The sequence below is a fragment of the Streptomyces sp. A1136 genome, from assembly GCF_004795055.1.
Classification (GTDB): domain Bacteria; phylum Actinomycetota; class Actinomycetes; order Streptomycetales; family Streptomycetaceae; genus Streptomyces.
In genome coordinates, this window is the sequence record NZ_SSBJ01000026.1 from 42375 (window position 1) to 58591 (window position 16217).

Annotated in this window: 15 protein-coding genes and 1 pseudogene; 8 read left to right on the forward strand and 8 right to left on the reverse strand. The window is 70.4% G+C overall.

Annotation, left to right across the window (positions count from 1 at the left end):
- Positions 1-75: 75 nt before the first annotated feature.
- A complete protein-coding gene (locus E6R62_RS24250; RefSeq protein WP_136215641.1) occupies positions 76-1458 on the reverse strand; it encodes a glycine--tRNA ligase in 1383 nt (460 codons plus the stop codon).
- A gap of 154 nt (positions 1459-1612) precedes the next feature.
- On the opposite strand from E6R62_RS24250, the gene E6R62_RS24255 reads away from it, so the two are divergent.
- Genes E6R62_RS24255 through E6R62_RS24270 form a run of 4 tightly spaced genes read left to right on the forward strand, consistent with a single transcriptional unit; the run spans position 1613 to position 4757 of the window.
- Positions 1613-2578 (forward strand): metal ABC transporter substrate-binding protein, encoded by a 966-nt coding sequence (locus E6R62_RS24255; protein WP_136215642.1) that lies wholly within the window; start codon positions 1613-1615, stop codon positions 2576-2578.
- A gap of 32 nt (positions 2579-2610) precedes the next feature.
- Positions 2611-3402 carry a metal ABC transporter ATP-binding protein gene (locus E6R62_RS24260; RefSeq protein ID WP_136215643.1) on the forward strand — a complete coding sequence of 264 codons (792 nt, stop codon included), beginning with the start codon at positions 2611-2613 and terminating at the stop codon, positions 3400-3402.
- Positions 3402-4268, forward strand: a complete 867-nt coding sequence (locus E6R62_RS24265; RefSeq protein WP_136215644.1) for a metal ABC transporter permease — start codon at positions 3402-3404, stop codon at positions 4266-4268. Before E6R62_RS24260 ends, E6R62_RS24265 begins: the two co-directional genes overlap by 1 nt.
- A gap of 51 nt (positions 4269-4319) precedes the next feature.
- Positions 4320-4757 (forward strand): Fur family transcriptional regulator, encoded by a 438-nt coding sequence (locus E6R62_RS24270; protein WP_168714158.1) that lies wholly within the window; start codon positions 4320-4322, stop codon positions 4755-4757.
- On the opposite strand, the gene E6R62_RS24275 is transcribed toward E6R62_RS24270, so the two are convergent.
- From E6R62_RS24275 to leuA, 6 genes are all read right to left on the reverse strand, one after another.
- Positions 4754-5281: a hypothetical protein gene (locus tag E6R62_RS24275; RefSeq protein ID WP_136215646.1), complete on the reverse strand. Its 528-nt coding sequence runs from the start codon at positions 5279-5281 to the stop codon at positions 4754-4756. The genes E6R62_RS24270 and E6R62_RS24275 overlap by 4 nt on opposite strands.
- An 87-nt stretch (positions 5282-5368) precedes the next feature.
- Positions 5369-6193: an isoprenyl transferase gene (locus tag E6R62_RS24280; protein WP_136215647.1), complete on the reverse strand. Its 825-nt coding sequence runs from the start codon at positions 6191-6193 to the stop codon at positions 5369-5371.
- Between the two features lie 11 nt (positions 6194-6204).
- Complete coding sequence (gene recO / locus E6R62_RS24285; RefSeq protein WP_136215648.1) at positions 6205-6951, reverse strand: DNA repair protein RecO; 747 nt, start codon at positions 6949-6951, stop codon at positions 6205-6207.
- 99 nt (positions 6952-7050) lie between these two features.
- The gene (locus E6R62_RS24290) at positions 7051-8595 is read right to left on the reverse strand and encodes a nucleobase:cation symporter-2 family protein (RefSeq protein WP_136215649.1); all 1545 of its coding nucleotides are present in this window, start codon (positions 8593-8595) and stop codon (positions 7051-7053) included.
- Positions 8596-9096: 501 nt separating this feature from the next.
- A complete protein-coding gene (locus E6R62_RS24295) occupies positions 9097-9792 on the reverse strand; it encodes a TerB family tellurite resistance protein (RefSeq protein ID WP_136215650.1) in 696 nt (231 codons plus the stop codon).
- Positions 9793-10023: 231 nt separating this feature from the next.
- Positions 10024-11787 carry a 2-isopropylmalate synthase gene (gene leuA / locus E6R62_RS24300; protein WP_136215651.1) on the reverse strand — a complete coding sequence of 588 codons (1764 nt, stop codon included), beginning with the start codon at positions 11785-11787 and terminating at the stop codon, positions 10024-10026.
- A 376-nt stretch (positions 11788-12163) separates the two neighbouring features.
- On the opposite strand from leuA, the gene E6R62_RS24305 reads away from it, so the two are divergent.
- From E6R62_RS24305 to E6R62_RS24320, 4 genes and pseudogenes are all read left to right on the forward strand, one after another.
- Positions 12164-13228, forward strand: a complete 1065-nt coding sequence (locus tag E6R62_RS24305; protein WP_136215652.1) for a M4 family metallopeptidase — start codon at positions 12164-12166, stop codon at positions 13226-13228.
- Positions 13229-13238: 10 nt separating this feature from the next.
- Positions 13239-13508: a protealysin inhibitor emfourin gene (locus E6R62_RS24310; protein ID WP_136215653.1), complete on the forward strand. Its 270-nt coding sequence runs from the start codon at positions 13239-13241 to the stop codon at positions 13506-13508.
- A 55-nt stretch (positions 13509-13563) separates the two neighbouring features.
- Positions 13564-14385, forward strand: a complete 822-nt coding sequence (locus E6R62_RS24315) for a GNAT family N-acetyltransferase (protein ID WP_136215654.1) — start codon at positions 13564-13566, stop codon at positions 14383-14385.
- 114 nt (positions 14386-14499) lie between these two features.
- A pseudogene (locus E6R62_RS24320) lies at positions 14500-15181 on the forward strand (cyclopropane-fatty-acyl-phospholipid synthase family protein).
- A 77-nt stretch (positions 15182-15258) separates the two neighbouring features.
- Here the strand turns inward: E6R62_RS24320 and era are convergent.
- Complete coding sequence (era, locus tag E6R62_RS24325) at positions 15259-16209, reverse strand: GTPase Era (RefSeq protein WP_136215655.1); 951 nt, start codon at positions 16207-16209, stop codon at positions 15259-15261.
- Positions 16210-16217 lie beyond the last annotated feature (8 nt).

Here is a 16217-nt window from a genome sequence, read left to right on the forward strand (position 1 = left end):
GGCGGACAGCCGTACGGAAAAGCAAAGTGGCCCGGTGCGCACAGCGCACCGGGCCACCGGTCTTCCGGGCGGCGACTAGCAGCCGAGCAGGCGGCTGCCGAGGTAGCTCTGGATCTGGTCCAGGGAGACGCGCTCCTGCTTCATGGTGTCGCGCTCGCGCACGGTCACCGCGTTGTCGTCCAGGGTGTCGAAGTCGACGGTGACGCAGAACGGCGTACCGACCTCGTCCTGGCGGCGGTAGCGGCGGCCGATGGCGCCCGCGTCGTCGAACTCGATGTTCCAGTTCTTGCGCAGGTCGGCGGCGAGGCCCTTGGCCTTCGGCGACAACTGCGCGTTGCGGGACAGCGGCAGGACGGCGACCTTGATCGGGGCCAGGCGCGGGTCGAGGCGCATGACGGTGCGCTTCTCCATGACGCCCTTGGCGTTGGGGGCCTCGTCCTCGTTGTACGCGTCGAGCATGAAGGCGAGCATGGCGCGGTTGACACCGGCCGCCGGCTCGATGACGTACGGGGTGTAGCGCTCGCCGGCCTCCTGGTCGAAGTACGACAGGTCCTGGCCGGAGGCGGCGGAGTGGGCCTTCAGGTCGAAGTCCGTACGGTTGGCCACGCCCTCCAGCTCGGAGAACTCATTGCCACCGAAGTTGAAGCGGTACTCGATGTCGGCGGTGCGCTTCGAGTAGTGGGACAGCTTCTCCTTCGGGTGCTCGTACCAGCGGATGTTCTCCTCTCGGATGCCGAGGTCGCGGTACCAGTTCCACCGCTCGGCCATCCAGTACTCCTGCCACTGCTCGTCCTCGCCCGGCTTGACGAAGAACTCCATCTCCATCTGCTCGAACTCGCGGGTGCGGAAGATGAAGTTGCCGGGGGTGATCTCGTTGCGGAAGGACTTGCCCATCTGCGCGATGCCGAACGGGGGCTTCTTGCGCGAGGTGGTCTGCACCGTGGCGAAGTTGGTGAAGATGCCCTGGGCGGTCTCGGGGCGCAGGTACGCCTTGGAGCCGGTGTCCTGGGTCGGGCCGAGGTGCGTCTCCAGCATGCCGGAGAACTGCTTCGGCTCGGTGAACTGACCCTTCACACCACAGTGGGGGCAGTTGATGTCGGCGAGACCGTTGGCCGGCGGACGGCCGTGCTTGGCCTCGTACGCCTCTTCCAGGTGGTCCGCGCGGTGGCGCTTGTGGCAGGCGGTGCACTCGGTCAGCGGGTCCGAGAAGGTCGCGACGTGGCCGGAGGCCTGCCAGACCTCGGGGGCCAGGATGACGGAGGAGTCGAGGCCGACGATGTCCTCACGACCGGTGACCATGGCCTTCCACCACTGGCGCTTGATGTTCTCCTTGAGCTCGACACCGAGCGGACCGTAGTCCCAGGCAGCCCTGGAGCCGCCGTAGATCTCACTGCACGGGAAAACGAAGCCACGGCGCTTGCTCAGGCTGACGATGGTTTCGATCTTGTCGGCGGCCACGGTGCTCTCTTCATTACGAGGACGAACGGCGAAGACCCAAGGTTACCGGCGCCCGCACCCCCGCTTTCAAATCGGGACCCCCTTCAACGGCCTCGCGGGGCCCGCCTACCTGGCTTTTTGACAATCGTTTCCATCTTTGATGAAAATGGATGTCATGAACGGACGACGCCTCATACCGACCGCCGCCCTCGCGGGAGCCGTGACTCTCGCGGCGACGGCCCTCACCGCCTGTTCCGGCGCGGCCGCCGCTGACGGCGGCAAGGACGGCAAGCTCGGTGTCATGGCGTCTTTCTACCCGCTGCAGTACCTCGCCGAACAGATCGGCAGAAACCACGTGAAGGTCGACATCCTGACCAAGCCGGGCGTCGAACCGCACGACCTGGAGATCAGCCCGAGGCAGACCGCCCGGCTGGGCGAATCCGACGTGGTGCTGTACCTCAAGTCCCTCCAGCCCGGCGTAGACAAGGCCGTGGCCCAGGCCGGCGTGAGGAACACCGTCGACGCCGCCACCCTCACCACGCTGGAGAAGCACGGCGCCTCCGGGCACGACCACCACGCGTTCGAGGGCGAGGAGGCCGGCCACGAACACGGCGAGGCCGGCGCGGACCCCCACGTGTGGCTCGACCCGAACAAGTACGCGCAGATCGCCAAGGGCGTCGGCGCCGCCCTGCGGAAGGCCGACCCCGACCACGCGGCCGACTACCGGAGGAACACCGACGAACTGGTGGCCAAGCTGACCGCGCTGGACACCGAATACAGGAACGGCCTGGCGAACACGGCCACCAAGACCTTCATCACCACCCACTCCGCCTTCGGCTACCTGGCCGAGCGCTACGGCCTCGACCAGGAGGGCATCTCCGGCGTCGACCCCGAGTCCGAGCCCAGCCCGGCCCGGATGAAGGACATCCAGGCCATCGCGAGGAAGGACCACGTGTCCACCGTGTTCTTCGAGACCCTGGCCAGTGACAAGACGGCCAAGACCCTCGCCTCCGACACCGGCCTGAAGACCGATGTCCTCGACCCCCTGGAGGGGATCACCGCCTCCTCGCAGGGCGCCGACTACTTCGAGGTCATGCGGTCCAACCTCAAGAACCTGCAGAAGGCGCTCGGCACCAAGTGATGACAGCAACACCGGCAACGGAGGCGCGAGCCATGGAGTCCACCACCACATCGACGACCGAGCAGCCCGTCATATCCCTGCGCGGGGCAACCGCCTCGCTCGGCTCCCGCCCCGTGCTGCGCGGGGTCGACCTCACCGTCCGCCGCGGCGAGGTCGTCGCCCTCCTCGGCGCCAACGGATCGGGCAAGTCCACGGCCGTCCGCGCCGTCGTCGGCCAGGTCCCGCTCACCGACGGCGAGCTCTCGCTCTTCGGCACCGACTTCAAGCGCTTTCGCCAGTGGTCGCGGATCGGTTACGTCCCCCAGCGCACCACCGCCGCCGGCGGCGTCCCCGCCACCGTCCGGGAGGTGGTCTCCTCCGGCCGGCTGGCCCGCTCCCGCTTCGGCCTGCCGCGCAAGGCCGACCGGATCGCCGTTGAGCGCGCGCTCGACCTCGTCGACATGGGCCCGTACGCCGACGCCTCCGTCAACGCGCTGTCCGGCGGCCAGCACCAGCGCGTGCTCATCGCCCGTGCGCTCGCCGTGGAGCCCGAACTGCTGATCATGGACGAGCCGATGGCGGGCGTCGACCTGGCCAACCAGGAGGTGCTCGCCAAGGCCGTACGCCGCCAGGTGGCCGCCGGCGCGACCGTCCTGCTCGTCCTGCACGAACTGGGCGCCCTGGAGCCGCTGATCGACCGGGCCGTCGTCCTGCGCGACGGCTGCGTCGTCCATGACGGCCCGCCCCCGCAGGCCGTCGGCCAGCACGCCCTGCCCGGCCACGACCACGTACACCCCCACGCGGCGCACGACGCCGAGCCCCTGCGGACGGGACTGCTGAGCTGATGGAACTCCTCCACTACCCCTTCATGGTGCGGGCCCTGATCGCCGCCGCCCTCGTCGGCATCACCGCTCCGGCGATCGGCACGTACCTGGTCCAGCGGCGGCAGGCCGTCATGGGCGACGGTCTCGGCCACGTCGCCATGACGGGCGTCGCCCTCGGCTACCTGCTCAACACCAGCCCGGTGTGGATGGCGACACTGGTCGCCGTCCTCGGCGCCGTCGCCATGGAGATGATCCGCTCGCGCGGCAAGACCAGCGGCGACGTGGCGCTCGCGATGCTCTTCTACGGCGGCCTCGCGGGCGGTGTCCTGCTCATCAACATGGCTCCCGGCGGCTCCACGACCAACCTCGTCAGCGCCATGTTCGGCTCGATCACCACGGTCTCCTCCGCGGACGTGACCGCCGTCGTGGTCCTGGCGGCGTTCGTCATCGCGGTGACCATCGGTCTGCGCAGGCAGCTCTTCGCCGTCTGCCAGGACGAGGAGTTCGCCCGCGTCACCGGCCTGCCGGTGCGCGCCCTGAACCTGCTGATCGCGATCACCGCCGCGATCACCGTGACCGTCGCGATGCGCATCGTCGGCCTGTTGCTGGTCAGCGCCATGATGGTGATCCCGGTCGCCGCCGCGCAGCGTCTGACGCGCGGATTCGCCGCCACGCTGGGCCTGGCCATCGCGATCAGCCTGACCGTCTCCGTCGGCGGGTCGGCGGCGACGTACTACATGGACAAGCCCTCGGGCGCCACGATCGTGCTGCTCGCCATCGGCGTCTTCATGGTGGTGACCGCCCTGTCCACGCCGCTGGCCCGGCGCCGTGCCAAGGCCGCGCGGGCCGCCGAAGCGGTCTGTACGCGGGACGATGTGAAGGTCTAGAACGGTCGGCCGCCTGGCACAATGGGCCGAGGCCGACACGAGGAGGAACCGGTGGGGACTGCGCCTGGCGAGACCGCGCCAGTACGAGGACGATCCACCCGGCAGCGCGCCGCCGTGGCGGCGGCGCTGGACGAGGTGGACGAGTTCCGCAGTGCCCAGGAGCTGCACGACATGCTCAAGCACCGCGGTGACTCCGTGGGCCTGACCACCGTCTACCGCACCCTCCAGTCCCTCGCCGACGCCGGCGAGGTGGACGTGCTGCGCACCAGCGACGGCGAATCCGTCTACCGGCGCTGCTCCACGGGCGACCACCACCATCACCTGGTGTGCCGCAAGTGCGGCAAGGCGGTCGAGGTCGAGGGCCCGGCGGTGGAGAAGTGGGCGGAGGCCATCGCGGCCGAGCACGGCTATGTGAACGTCGCCCACACGGTGGAGATCTTCGGCACCTGCTCGGACTGCGCGGCCTCGACCGCCCCCGAGAGGGGCTAGATCCGCCGCAGGTTCCGGTCGAGGATCGCCCGGAGCCGGTCGATGTCGGCCGGGTCCTGGGCGCCCCGCTTGGGCAGGACGGTGAACGCGACGGCCCCCTTGGTGTCACTGAGCAGGGCGAACACCCCTTCCGTCTCCACGTACGTCGGCTGCGCGACCCAGCGGACGTGGGTGTCGCAGGTCGCCGCCACCAGGTGTACTCCGCGATCGTCGATGACGGCCCGCGTCTCCCCCGCCTTCTCCAGCAGCGCGCCGAAGGCACGGGCGTTGAGCCGGGGGCCGAGCAGAGTGAGCACCCACAGCGTCACCCCGCCCGCGAGGAGGCCCACCGCGGCGGGGAGGTGGCCGCCCTGCCTGAACAGCAGGACGGCCAGGAGCACCGTCATCGTCCCCACCGTCGGGATCACCCACCGACTGCGGCGACCCGACGTGGTCCGCGCCCTCCGGGCGCGCAGAACCTCCGCGATATCCGCCGTGGTGGTCCGGTAGACGAACTCGACCGTCTGATCTGCTGCTATGTCCATGACAGCGAACCCTACGGCCGCCGGTGGTCCGGACGGGACCGGGCCCCGACCGGATCGGGGACCGGACGGGCCGACGGGACCGGCGGGTCAGCGGGGGGTGTTCGCAGCCGGCTGGTTGGGGACGGCGCCGCCGAAGCGGCGGTCGCGCTGGGCGTACTCCAGGCAGGCCCGCCACAGGTCGCGGCGGTCGAAGTCCGGCCACAGCACGTCCTGGAAGACCATCTCGGCGTACGCGCTCTGCCAGATCAGGTAGTTGGAGGTGCGCTGTTCGCCGCTCGGCCGCAGGAACAGGTCCACGTCGGGCATGTCCGGGTAGTAGATGTACTTCGCGAAGGTCTTCTCGTTGACCTTCGAGGGGTCCAGCTTGCCCGCGGCGACGTCACGGGCGATGGCCTGCGCCGCGTCCGCGATCTCGGCGCGGCCTCCGTAGTTGACGCAGAAGTACAGGGTCATCGCGTCGTTGTCGACGGTCTGCTCCTGCGCGATCTGGAGCTCCTGGACGACGGACTTCCACATCTTCGGCATCCGGCCGACCCAGCGGATGCGGATGCCGAGCTCGTTCATCTCGTCCCGGCGACGGCGGATGACGTCCCGGTTGAAGTTCATCAGGAAGCGGACCTCCTCGGGCGAGCGCTTCCAGTTCTCCGTCGAGAAGGCGTACAGGGACAGGTTCTTGACGCCCATCTCCAGGCAGCCCTTGAGCACGTCGAGCACGACGCCCTCGCCCACCTTGTGGCCCTCGGTGCGCGGCAGCCCGCGCTCCTTGGCCCAGCGGCCGTTGCCGTCCATGACGACCGCGACGTGGTTGGGGACGAGCTCGCCGGGGATCTTCGGCGGGCGCTCACCGGACGGGTGCGGCTCGGGAACCTTGTACTCGCGGCGAGAACGTCCCAGAATCCCGCGTCGTGCCATGTGCCCAGCTCCTATTTCTCGACGTATCGCAGGGAGCGTAGCCCGCGCTCCAGATGCCAGTGCAAATAGGCCGAGACCAGCCCGCTGCCCTCCCGCACGTGACGCGCCTCGCAGGCGTCCGCGTGACCCCAGTCGCCCGTCAGCAACGCGCTGAGCAGAGCGATGGCCTCCGACGAGGGTACGACGCTGCCCGGCACCCGGCAGTCCCCGCATATGACGCCGCCGGCGGCGACGGAGAAGTGCCGGTTGGGTCCGTGGATGCCGCACTTCGCACAGTCCTCGAAGCTCGGCGCGTAGCCGTTGACGGCCAGCGAGCGGAGCAGGAAGGCGTCCAGGATCAGGTGGGGGTCGTGTTCGCCGCGCGAGAGCGTGCGCAGGGCGCCGATGAGCAGCAGGTACTGCTGGACGGCCGGCTCGCCCTCGTTCTCGGTGAAGCGCTCGGCGGTCTCCAGCATCGCGGTGCCGGCGGTGTAGCGGGCGTAGTCGGTGACGATGCCGTTGCCGTACGGGGCGATGATCTCGGTCTGGGTGCACAGCGGGAGGCTGCGGCCGACCAGATCACTGCCACGCGCGAAGAACTGCACGTCGGCGTGGGAGAAAGGTTCCAGCCTGGCGCCGAACTTGGACTTCGTACGCCGCACCCCGCGCGCGACGGCCCGCACCCGACCGTGGCCTCGGGTGAGGAGCGTGATGATGCGGTCCGCCTCACCCAGCTTCTGGGTGCGCAGCACGATGCCGTCGTCGCGGAACAGACTCATGGCCCCATTGTCCCCTGTGCGGGAACCCGCTCGGGGCCGGCGGCAAGGAGGTGAGGGCCTCCTCCGGGGGGATGGAGGAGGCCCTCGGCTTCAGGAGGGTCAGGAGGCGGGGGCCGCGGCCTGGTCCGCCGGGTCCGGGGCTACGGCGACCGCAACCGGTTCCCGCCCCTCGGTGGCCTCGGGCTCGGTCGCCGGGTCGACCGGGCCGTCCGGGTCGACCGGGTCGTCCGACCCGTCCACCGTCGCCCGGGCCGGCAGGGCCAGTTGCGGGACGTTGTGCGCGTCGCCCTTGGCCAGTCCGTTGAAGAGCAGGTTCAGGACGATCGCCGCCGTGGCGCCGAGCGTGACACCGCTGTTGAGCAGCGAGGACAGGTCCGCGTTCAGGTGCTTGTCGAAGTACGCCGGGACGGTGGCGGGGAAGAGGGCGAAGGCGATGGAGACACCGACGACGAGCGCGTTCTTCTCCTCCCGGAGCTCCACCTTGCCCAGCGTCTGGATACCGGCCAGCGCGACCATGCCGAACATGACGGTAGCGGCGCCGCCCAGTACGCCGGGCGGGATCGCGGCGACGACGGCCGCCGCCTTGGGCAGCAGGCCCAAGATGATCATGACGACGCCGGCGGCGACCACCACGAACCGGCTCTTGACCTTGGTGACCCGGACCAGGCCGACGTTCTCGGCGAAGGCCACGTACGGGAAGGAGTTGAGCAGACCGCCGATGGCGGTGGCCGCGCCGTCGGCCCGCAGGGCGCGGGCCACGGTCTCGCTGTCGATGTCCTTGCCGACGATCTCGCCGATCGCGTAGGTGTCACCGGTGGTCTCCACCATGGTGATCAACATGACGATCAACATGAGGAGTACGGGGAACCACTCGAACTTGGGGGCGCCGAAGTGGAAGGGGGTGCTCACCCCGACCCAGTCGGACGTCTTGATCGCGTCGAGCTTCGCGTCCCCGAGGACGAACGCGAGGAGGGTGCCGGCGACCAGGCCGAGCAGGACCGCGATGCTGGACAGGAAGGGCCGGCGCAGCCGCATCACCACCAGGACGAACAGCATCGTGCCGATGGCGTAGGCCAGTTGCCTCGGGTCGCCGCCGTCGCCCACGAGCGGTGCGCCGCCCACGGCGTCCTTGAGGGCGACGGGGAGCAGGACGATGCCGAGGATGGTGATGACCGTGCCGGTGACGACCGGCGGGAAGAGCGACATCACGACGCGGAAGAACCGTGCGGGCATCCAGGCGAAGGCGAACGTGGCCAGTCCGGCCGTGATGACCGCGCCGTAGATGACGAGCAGTGCGGCCGTCCCGCCGCCCGCACCGAGGCCGATGGCGATCATCGGGGAGACGGCGGTGAAGGTGACGCCCTGGATGATCGGCAGCCGGGCGCCGATCCGGCCGATGCCCCATGCCTGGATGATCGAGGCGATTCCGCAGGTGAAGAGGTCCGCGTTGATCAGGTAGATCAGGTCCTGGGGGCTCAGCTTGAGCGCGCTGCCGACGAGGATCGGAACGATCACCGCGCCGGCGTAGAAGGCGAGTACGTGCTGGAAGCCGTACAGCGCGAGCTTGGGGAGGGGGAGCACCTCGTCGACCGGGTGCGTGCTCTGCTCTCCGTCGACGGGGAGCCGGGCGGCGACACGTGCCATCTCTGCCTTGCCCTTCAAGGTAGGTAAGTGAGAGGAGATCTGGTTGTCCCGGCCGAAGTGGTCTCCCCCAGCGCGTGCTGGGCTCCGTTGATCCGGCGGGGTTTCAGTGGAGTTCACGTGAATCGCAGCCCCGCTGTGTTATCGGCGGCGTCTCGTCGTGTGACCGGAATTGAACGCCTGTGGGTGGGCTCACAGATATCGTCGACTTCGACAAAGTGTTGACGCTTTGGGGCGCTCGATTAGGAGGTTCCTCCACTGGCGCGACAGCGGTCGACGGGCGTAAGGGACCCGGCTCCCGCCTGGTCCCCCGGCGCCGCCTCGCCGCACCTGACGCCACCGCTCTGACCTGCGGCGCGAGGCCGGGCAGCGGTGGGCGGGCCCGTGGTCGAGCGGGCGTTCGGGACCGTCCGAGGGGTGGACACGCCGCCTCGCGCGGTAAGGCCCCTCCGTCCGTGACGCGGATGACGGAGGGGCCGGGACCGGCCTTGTGTGGCCGGATCGTTACGGGGCTCGGACCGCCGACAGCAGGCGGGTGACCTCGTCGGCGCCCATGTGCAGCGCGGCGCCCACGGTGGCCAGCACCTCGCGCTCGGCGGGGATGTACGGCCCGTCGGCGAGGGCGATCCGGGCGCCTTGGAGCAGGAGAGACGCCCGCCCCGGTCCGGCCAGGTGCGGGGCGAGCGGCTCCAGCGCCTCGTGCAGCTCGATCGACAGCGCGGCTCCGCAGCACTCGGGGCCGTCGTACAGGCCCAGCCGCCCCTCGTCGGTCGCCAAGGCGTCCACCACGGCCTCCAGCTGCTCCTCGGTGCAGTCCTGGAACCCGGCGCCCCGCACGGCCGTCACGGCCGCCTCCAGGGCGCTGCGGGAGGCGGTCCCGCCGGCGGTGAGGACGGCGAGCGTCACGGTGTGCACGGCGTCGCGCAGCATCGCCGAGAAGCGGGTGGTGGTCAGGTGGTCCAGCACGTCGGTGTCGAAGCGCTCCTTGCAGGCCTGGCACTCCACCACCGGCCCGGCGGTCCCGCGCGGCAGCAGCGGTACGCCGAGGACGGCGAACCGGCGTCGGCCGGTGCGCCGGCGGTAGTTGCGGTCACCACCACAGCCCGGGCAGAAGAACTCCCCGTCGGCCACGGTGCTCCAGGTGGTACGGATGCCCCATACGGTCAGCTTTCGGCCGTCCCCACCCCGAACTGGCAGCACGTCGCACCTCCGTATACGGACCCCATGGCGCCATCGCCGGGTGGGCGTGATGTTAGCCACATCCGTGAGTGTGTGTCAGGCGTGTGACGAGACAACCTGGTCCCGGAACCGGAGTTGGCCGATCTGCGCCCCCGCCGCGGCCCCTCCCGGGCGCGCGGCCACACCCGGGGAAAACGGAACCCCGCACCCCCTCCGAGGGGGTGCGGGGCACGCCGTGCGGAGCCGGTGGGATCAGCGGCCCGCGCGGTTGACGGCGGAGATGACGGCCTTCAGCGAGGCGCGGGTGGTGTTGGCGTCGATGCCGATGCCCCACAGGACGCGGCCGTCGATCGCGCACTCGATGTAGGACGCGGCGACGGCGGAGGCGCCCTCGCTCATCGTGTGCTCGGTGTAGTCCAGCAGGCGGGCGTCGACGCCGATGCCGGCCAGCGCGTCGAAGAAGGCCGAGATCGGACCGTTGCCGGTACCGGTCAGGACGGTCTCGACGCCGTCCACCACCGCCTCGACGGTCAGCGTGTCGGTGCCGTCCTTGTCGGTGGCCGTGGAGCCCGAGCGCAGCTGGATGCGGCCCCACGGGTTCTCCGGGTTGGGCAGGTACTCGTCCTGGAAGACGCCCCAGATCGCCTTGGGCGTGACCTCGCCGCCCTCGGCGTCGGTCTTGGCCTGGATGATCCGGGAGAACTCGATCTGCATGCGGCGCGGCAGGTCCAGCTTGTGGTCGTTCTTCAGGACGTAGGCGATGCCGCCCTTGCCGGACTGCGAGTTGACGCGGATGACGGCCTCGTAGGAGCGGCCGACGTCCTTCGGGTCGATCGGCAGGTACGGCACGGCCCACTCGATCTCGTCCACGGTCTTGCCCTGGGCCGCCGCGTCGGCCTCCATGGCGTCGAAGCCCTTCTTGATGGCGTCCTGGTGGGAGCCGGAGAAGGCGGTGTAGACCAGGTCGCCCGCGTAGGGGTGGCGCGGGTGGACCTCCATCTGGTTGCAGTACTCGCTGGTGCGGCGGATCTCGTCGATCTGCGAGAAGTCGATCTGCGGGTCGATGCCCTGCGAGAACAGGTTCATCCCCAGCGTGATCAGGTCGACGTTGCCGGTGCGCTCGCCCTGCCCGAACAGGCAGCCCTCGATGCGGTCGGCGCCGGCCATCAGGGCCAGTTCGGCGGCCGCCACGGCGGTACCGCGGTCGTTGTGGGGGTGGACGGAGATGCAGATGTGCTCGCGGCGGGTCAGGTTGCGGGCCATCCACTCGAAGCGGTCCGCGTGGGTGGACGGCGTCGAGCGTTCCACCGTGGCGGGCAGGTTCAGGATGATCTCGCGGCCCTCGCCGGGCTGCCACACGTCGCACACCGCCTCGCAGACCTCCAGGGCGAAGTCCAGCTCGGTGTCGGTGAAGATCTCGGGGCTGTACTGGTAGCCGAAGGTCGTCTCGGGGCCCAGCAGCTTGTCGGCGTACTCCATGACCAGGCGGGTGCCGTCGACGGCGATCTGCTTGATCTGCTCCTTGGAGCCGCGGAAGACGACCCGGCGGAAGGTGGGGGCGGTCGCGTTGTACAGGTGGACGGTGGCGCGCTTGGCGCCGATCAGCGACTCCACGGTCCGCTCGATCAGGTCCTCGCGTGCCTGCGTCAGTACCGAGATGGTGACGTCGTCGGGGATCGCGCCCTCTTCGATGATGGAGCGGACGAAGGCGAAGTCCGTGTCACCGGAGGAGGGGAAGCCGACCTCGATCTCCTTGTAGCCCATGCGCACCAGCAGGTCGAACATCTCGCGCTTGCGGGCGGGGGTCATCGGGTCGATCAGCGACTGGTTCCCGTCGCGCAGGTCGGTGGACAGCCAGCGGGGGGCCTTGGTTACGCGGGCGTCGGGCCAGGTGCGGTCCGGGATCTCCACCTGCTCGTAGAAGCCGTACTTGTGGATGGGCATCCCGGACGGCTTCTGCGTATGGGTCGCGTTGGTGATGGGCGTGGGGCGACCTGCGAAAGTGTGCTGACTCATGGCGTGGGGCTCCTCGCGTGTCCGCGTGTAGTTCGCTGGGACGGCCGACGGCGGTCGTAAATCCGCAACACCAAACTCCGCGGGGAGGGGGCCGGCCTACGACTACAGACCCTCGCCGCGGCAGCTAAGGAGAAGCAGCCCGAAACGCATGATGGGCCGAGCCTAGCGGAGCCGCGCCGTAACGCGAGGACCTGTTTCAGTATGCAAGACCTCCTGGTCCGTTTTGTACCCCTTTGTGAGTTAAGACTCGCTTTGGATCGCCGAGGGCGGGAGATCTCCGGTCGATCCGTCAACGCGGTGCGACGCCTTTCAGACAACCGAATGAATCATGGTCGCGATTAGTGACAGAGTCGTCACGCACTGCCACATTGCGCACATGGATGCTACTCTTCGTCCCGGCCGGCCCGTCTTCTGCACGGTCGTGCCTCCTCACCTGCTCGACCGCATCGCCCGCTCGCGGGACGAGCGCCGCGCCGACACCGCCCAGCGCACCCTCGAACACGACGCCGCCCTGCGCACCCGTCGCCGGGTCACCACCGTCCGCGGCGTCGCCCCGGCAGCGGCGACGCCCGTCACCGACGAGCCGCGGCGGACGGTGTACGACGCCGGGCACCGCACCCGGCTGCCGGGCGCCCGGGTGCGCGGCGAGGGCGACGAACCGACCGGCGACGCCAGCGTCAACCGCGCGTACGCCGGGCTGGGAGCCACGTACGACTTGTTCCTCAAGGGGTTCGGGCGCCACTCGATCGACGACGCGGGCCTGCCGCTGGACGCGAGCGTCCACTACGGCGAGGACTACGACAACGCCTTCTGGGACGGCCGCCAGATGGTCTTCGGGGACGGCGACGGCGACCTCTTCCTCGACTTCACGGTGTCCGTGGACGTGATCGGACACGAACTGACCCACGGCGTCACCCAGTACACCGCCAATCTGGAGTACCGGGGCCAGTCGGGCGCGCTGAACGAGTCGATGTCGGACGTGTTCGGCTCGCTGATCAAGCAGTACTCGCTGGGACAGACCACCGACCAGGCGGACTGGCTGATCGGCGCGGGTCTGCTCGGACCCGCCGTCACCGGGGTCGCGCTGCGCTCGATGAAGGCGCCGGGGACGGCGTACGACGACGACGAGCTGGGCAAGGACCCGCAGCCCGCGACGATGGACGGCTACGTGACCACGCACGGCGACAACGGCGGCGTGCACATCAACTCCGGCATCCCCAACCACGCGTTCTACATCGTGGCGACCGAACTGGGCGGCAAGGCCTGGGAGCGGGCCGGGCGGATCTGGTACGACACGCTGACCGGCGGCGCGCTCGCCCCCGACGCCGACTTCGCGGACTTCGCCCGGCTCTCGGTCGCGGCGGCGGTCGCGCGCTACGGGGAAGGCGGCGCGGAGCACCAGGCGATGCAGAAGGCGTGGTCGGCGGTCGGCTTGGGGTAGAAGGGCCGACATGCGGATTCTGGTGGTACGGACGGGCGGCTTCACGGGCATAGAGCGCCGGGTCGAGGTGGACACCTCGGGCCGGCCCGACGAGAAGGAGTGGCAGGCGCTGGCGCTGCTGGCGCTGCGCCCCGGGCCGCCGGGGCACGGACCGGACCGGGTGCGGGACGGGTTCTCGTACCGGATCACGGTGGACGGGCGGACCGTGTCCTGCTCGGAGCCGTACCTCTCGGAGGCCCAGCGGAGCCTGATCACGCGCGTGCTCAAGGAGGGTGCGTAGCGGCGCCGGGGTGAAATCGGATGACCGGCACCCGGCGCTTTGCTTGGATGACCGGATGACCACACAAACGATCTTGACCGCGCTGGAGCGGTACTACGACGCGGCGCCGCGCGCCGGCGGCGCCCGGGCGGAGGACTTCGGGCCGTTGACCCTCTTCGTACAGGAGGGCGCGGGCTGGCCGTACTACGCGCGGCCCGCGCTCGGCGGCCCCGATGCCTCCGTGGCGGACGTCGAACGGGTCCTTGCCCGCCAACGGGAACTCGGACTGCCCGAAGCCTTCGAATGGGTGGCCGAAAACAATCCCTCGCTCCGCGCCTCGGTGGAGGCCGCGGGCCTCCACGTCCACGCCCACCCGCTCATGGTCCTGGACACCTCCGAGCCGCTCCCGACCCCGACGGCGGACGCGCGGGTGCTCGGCGCGGACGACCCCTTGCTGACGGCCGCGGTGACGGTGCCGATGCTGGCCTTCGCGACGCCGGGCACGGGCCTGGGCGAGGCCGGTCCGGCGGAACTCGCGGCCGCGACCGCGGACGCGGCGGTGGAGGTGCGCCGCGCGGCGGTCGCGCGGAACATCGCGTCGGGCCGCACCGTCCTGGCCGCCGCCGTCCGGGACGGGGTCGTGCTGTGCTCGGGCCAGTACAACCCGGTGGGCGACGTCGCCGAGATCGTCGGCGTGGGCACCCTTCCGGCGGCCCGCCGCCGGGGACTGGCCCTCGCGGTCACGGCGACCCTGGTCGCCGAGGCCCTCGCGCGCGGCGTCCGCACGGTGTTCCTCTCGGCGGGCGACGAGGACGTGGCCCGGATCTACGGTCGGGCCGGCTTCCGTCCGGTGGGCACGGCCCTGATCGCGGAGCCCCCGGCACCGGTCGGCGGCTGAGGCGCGGCCCCCGCCCGGAACCGCGGTTTGCCGGAACGGCAAGGTTGTTTGCGCCCGCACCCCGGCCGGGCGGACGATCGGCGTATCGATCACCGCACAGGAAGAGGGGTCCACATGCCCGAGGAAGCCGCGTCCGCCGAACACACCGACCACGCCTCGCACGCCGTCCCGGAAGGCGGCGAGGAGTACTGGGACTCGCGCTACCGCGAGAGCGATCGCGTGTGGAGCGGCAACGCCAACGCCGTCCTGGTCCGTGAGGCCGAGGGGCTCACCCCCGGGCCGCGCCCTGGACCTCGGCTGCGGCGAGGGCGGCGACGCCGTGTGGCTGGCCCGGCAGGGCTGGAGGGTCACCGCGACCGACATCTCCGGTGTCGCGCTGGAACGGGCGCGGGCCCACGCGGAGGAGGCCGGGGTCGGCGACCGGGTCGACTGGCAGCGCCACGACCTGGCCCGGTCCTTCCCGGACGGCGAGTTCGACCTGGTCTCCGCGTGCTTCCTGCACACCTACGGCGACTTCCCCCGCGAGCGGGTCCTGCGCAGGGCCGCCGCGGCCGTGGCCCCGGGCGGCGTCCTGCTCGTCGTCGGCCACGCGGGCCTACCCTCCGGGCACGACCACCCGGACCACGCGGTGCCGCCCTTCCCGACCCCGGACGAGGTGGTGGCACAACTGGAGCTGCCGGAGGGTGAGTGGGAGGTACTGCTCGCGGAGGAACACGAGCGGTTGCGGACCCGGCCCGACGACGGCCGGCCCGAGCCCCACGCCGACAACGCGGTGAAGGTCCTGCGGCTGCCCTAGGCCGGGTCTTTAGGATCAGGCCTGGCGCGCCGAAGCACCCCTGGCGCGCCGGAAGCCGGCCCGAGCCCCGCGGAGGATCAGAAGCCGAGCTTGCGCAGCTGCTTGGGGTCGCGCTGCCAGTCCTTGGCCACCTTCACGTGGAGGTCCAGGAAGACGGGGGTGCCCAGGAGCGCCTCGATGTGCTTGCGCGACTTCATCCCGACCTCCTTGAGGCGGGAGCCCTTCGGGCCGATGATGATGCCCTTCTGGCTGGGCCGCTCGATGTAGACGTTCGCGTGGATGTCGAGCAGCGGGCGGTCCGCCGGACGGTTCTCCCGGGGGATCATCTCCTCCACGACCACCGCGATCGAGTGCGGGAGCTCGTCGCGCACGCCCTCCAGCGCGGCCTCCCGGATGAGCTCCGCGACCATCACCATCTCGGGCTCGTCGGTGAGGTCGCCCTCGGGGTACAGCGGCGGGCTCTCCGGCAGCAGGGGCGCGATCAGGTCCGCCAGCAGTTGGACCTGGCTGTCGCCGACCGCCGACACGGGGACGATCTCGGCCCACTCGAAGCCGAGCTCGGCTCCGAGCTGGTGGATGGCGAGGAGCTGCTCGGCGAGCTGCTTCGATTCCACCAGGTCGGTCTTGGTGACGATGGCGATCTTGGGGGTCTTCTTGATCGCCGCGAGTTCCTTCGCGATGAACTTGTCCCCGGGGCCGAGCTTCTGGTCGGCCGGCAGGCAGAAGCCGATGACGTCGACCTCGGCCCAGGTGGTCCGCACGACGTCGTTCAGGCGCTCGCCGAGCAGGGTGCGCGGCTTGTGCAGGCCGGGCGTGTCGACCAGCACCAGTTGGGCGTCGGGGCGGTGCACGATGCCGCGAACGGTGTGGCGGGTGGTCTGCGGCCGGTTCGAGGTGATCGCGACCTTGGTGCCCACGAGCGCGTTGGTCAGGGTCGACTTGCCCGCGTTGGGGCGGCCGACGAAACAGGCGAAGCCCGCGCGGTGCGGGGCGGTGGGCTCGGGGGAACGATCGCTCATACGGGCCATTCTCCCCG